3 protein-coding genes and 1 pseudogene are annotated in these 2,547 nt (G+C 70.8%); all 4 read left to right on the top strand.

Annotated features, from left to right (window positions below; translation table 11 throughout):
- Positions 1-342: pseudogene (sufC, locus tag B4M60_RS06380) on the top strand (Fe-S cluster assembly ATPase SufC); the annotation flags it as partial.
- A gap of 18 nt (positions 343-360) precedes the next feature.
- Positions 361-1,620 (top strand): cysteine desulfurase, encoded by a 1,260-nt coding sequence (locus B4M60_RS06375; protein WP_291081372.1) that lies wholly within the window; start codon positions 361-363, stop codon positions 1,618-1,620.
- Positions 1,617-2,069, top strand: a complete 453-nt coding sequence (gene sufU / locus B4M60_RS06370) for a Fe-S cluster assembly sulfur transfer protein SufU (RefSeq protein ID WP_291081370.1) — start codon at positions 1,617-1,619, stop codon at positions 2,067-2,069. The genes B4M60_RS06375 and sufU overlap by 4 nt, the downstream gene beginning before the upstream one ends.
- Positions 2,070-2,087: 18 nt before the next feature.
- Positions 2,088-2,537, top strand: coding sequence for a metal-sulfur cluster assembly factor (locus tag B4M60_RS06365; protein WP_414646752.1), 450 nt, complete (start codon positions 2,088-2,090; stop codon positions 2,535-2,537).
- Positions 2,538-2,547: the final 10 nt, after the last annotated feature.

The raw sequence follows: 2,547 nt of genomic DNA, 5'->3' as shown, positions 1-2,547 counted from the left end.
GAGCGCAGCGTCAACGAGGGCTTCTCCGGCGGCGAGAAGAAGCGCCACGAGATCCTCCAGCTGGACCTGCTCAAGCCCAGGATCGCCGTGCTGGACGAGACGGACTCCGGCCTGGACGTGGACGCGCTCCGCGTGGTGTCGGAGGGCGTCAACCGCTACAAGGCCGAGGAGAACGGCGGGATCCTGCTCATCACGCACTACACGCGGATCCTGCGGTACATCACGCCCGACCGGGTCCACGTCTTTGTGGACGGCCGGATCGCCGCGTCCGGCGGCGCCGAGCTGGCCGACGAGCTCGAGGCCCACGGGTACGAGAAGTACCTCGAGCACACGAACGCCTGATCAGACGGCTGGGAGAACATGACCTCGACCCTCGACCTCACCGCCATCCGCTCGGATTTCCCGATCCTGCAGCGGACGGTCCGTGACGGCAAGCCCCTGGTCTACCTGGACTCGGGGGCCACCTCGCAACGGCCGCTGCCGGTACTCGACGCGGAGCGCGACTTCCTGCTGCACTCCAACGCCGCCGTCCACCGGGGGGCGCACCAGCTCGCCGAGGAGGCGACGGACGCCTACGAGGGCGCACGGGCGGACATCGCGCGGTTCGTGGGGGCCGGGGTCGACGAGCTGGTCTTCACCAAGAACGCCACCGAGGCCCTCAACCTGGTCGCCTTCGCGCTCGGCGACGAGCGCTTCGGCGAGTACGCCGTCGGGCCCGGGGACGAGGTCGTGATCAGCGAGCTCGAGCACCACGCCAACCTGGTGCCGTGGCAGGAGCTGTGCCGGCGCACCGGGGCCACCCTGCGCTGGTACGGGATCACCGACGAGGGCCGCATCGACCTCGACTCGCTCGAGCTCACCGACGCGGTCAAGGTCATCGCGCTGACCCACCAGTCCAACGTCACCGGCGCGGTGACGGACGTGGCGCGGGTGGTGGACGCCGCCCGCGCGGTGGGCGCGCTGGTCGTGCTGGACGCCTGCCAGTCGGTCCCGCACCTGGCGGTGGACTTCCGCGGGCTGGGCGTCGACTTTGCCGCGTTCTCGGGCCACAAGATGCTCGGCCCCACGGGGATCGGCGTCCTCTACGGGCGTCGTGACCTCCTGCTCGCCATGCCCCCGGTGCTCACCGGGGGGTCCATGATCGCGACCGTGACCATGGAGGCGTCCACCTACGCGGATCCCCCGCAGCGGTTCGAGGCCGGCGTGCCGATGGTGTCCCAGGCCGTGGGGCTGGCCGCCGCGGTCCGCTACCTCGAGGCCGTGGGCATGGAGACCATCGCCCGGCACGAGCAGGAGCTCACCGCGGCCACGCTGGAGGCGCTGGCCGAGATCCCCGGCATCAGGATCGTCGGCCCCACGGACACGGTCGCGCGGGGCGGCGCCGTCTCCTTTGTGGTGGACGGCATCCACGCGCACGACGTGAGCCAGGTGCTGGACGACGACGGGGTGGCGGTGCGGGTGGGGCACCACTGCGCGTGGCCGCTGCACCGCCGGCTCGGCGTGCAGTCCACGGTGCGGGCCTCGTTCGCGCTGTACAACACGCTCGACGAGGTGGAGGTCCTGGCGCGGTCGCTGCGCCGGGCGCAGGAGTTCTTCGGCATGGGAGGTGGGCGTCCGTGAAGTTGGAGCAGATGTACCAGGAGGTGATCCTGGACCACTACCGGCACCCGCACCACAGCGGGCTCCGCGAGCCCTTCGGGGCCGAGGTGCACCACGTCAACCCGACGTGTGGCGACGAGCTGACCCTCCGGCTGCAGCTCTCGGAGGACAAGTCCACCGTGGCGGACGTCTCCTACGACGCGCAGGGCTGTTCCATCAGCCAGGCCTCGACCTCGATGATGGCCGACCTGATCGTCGGCCGCCCGGTGTCCGAGTCCCTGCGGGCCTACGAGGCGTTCCACGAGATGATCTCCTCCCGCGGGCAGCACGAGGGCGACGAGGAGATCCTCGACGACGCCGTGGCGCTGTCCGGCGTGTCCCGCTACCCGGCGCGCGTCAAATGCGCGCTGCTGGGCTGGATGGCCTACCGGGACGCCCTCGGGCGCCAGACCGAACCCCCTCAGGAGTGATGTGACATGACCGACCAGATGACCCCGCCCAACGATCCCACCGTCGACGACCCGTCGCAGGACCAGACCCCGGCGGGCACCGTGTACAACGGCGAGTTTCGGCCCGACCCCAACCGCCCCGAGCAGTCGGAGGAGGATCTCGCGCTGGTCGCCGACCTCGAGGAGGCCATGCGCGACGTGGTGGACCCCGAGCTGGGGATCAACGTGGTGGACCTCGGGCTGGTCTACGACATCTGGGTGCGCCCGGGGGAGACGGAGGGCTCGACCATCGCCCGCGTCGACATGACCCTCACCTCCGCGGCGTGCCCGCTGACCGACGTGATCGAGGACCAGGCCCGCAGCGCGACGATCGGCGCCGACCTCGTCAACGACCTCGAGCTCAACTGGGTCTGGATGCCCCCGTGGGGCCCGCAGATGATCACCGACGACGGCCGGGAGCAGCTCCGGGCCATCGGGTTCACCGTCTAACCCGCCTCCG

The sequence above is a fragment of the Dietzia sp. UBA5065 genome, assembly GCA_002415925.1.
GTDB lineage: Bacteria > Actinomycetota > Actinomycetes > Mycobacteriales > Mycobacteriaceae > Dietzia.
The sequence above is the reverse complement of the archived record's forward strand: the minus strand, read 5'-3'. Positions and strand labels throughout refer to the sequence as shown.

Excerpts from the sequence above, each read along its gene's own strand:
- B4M60_RS06375 (WP_291081372.1), top strand. The coding sequence starts at position 361 with ATGACCTCGACCCTCGACCTCACCGCCATCCGCTCGGATTTCCCGATC.
- B4M60_RS06365 (WP_414646752.1), top strand. The coding sequence starts at position 2,088 with ATGACCCCGCCCAACGATCCCACCGTCGACGACCCGTCGCAGGACCAG.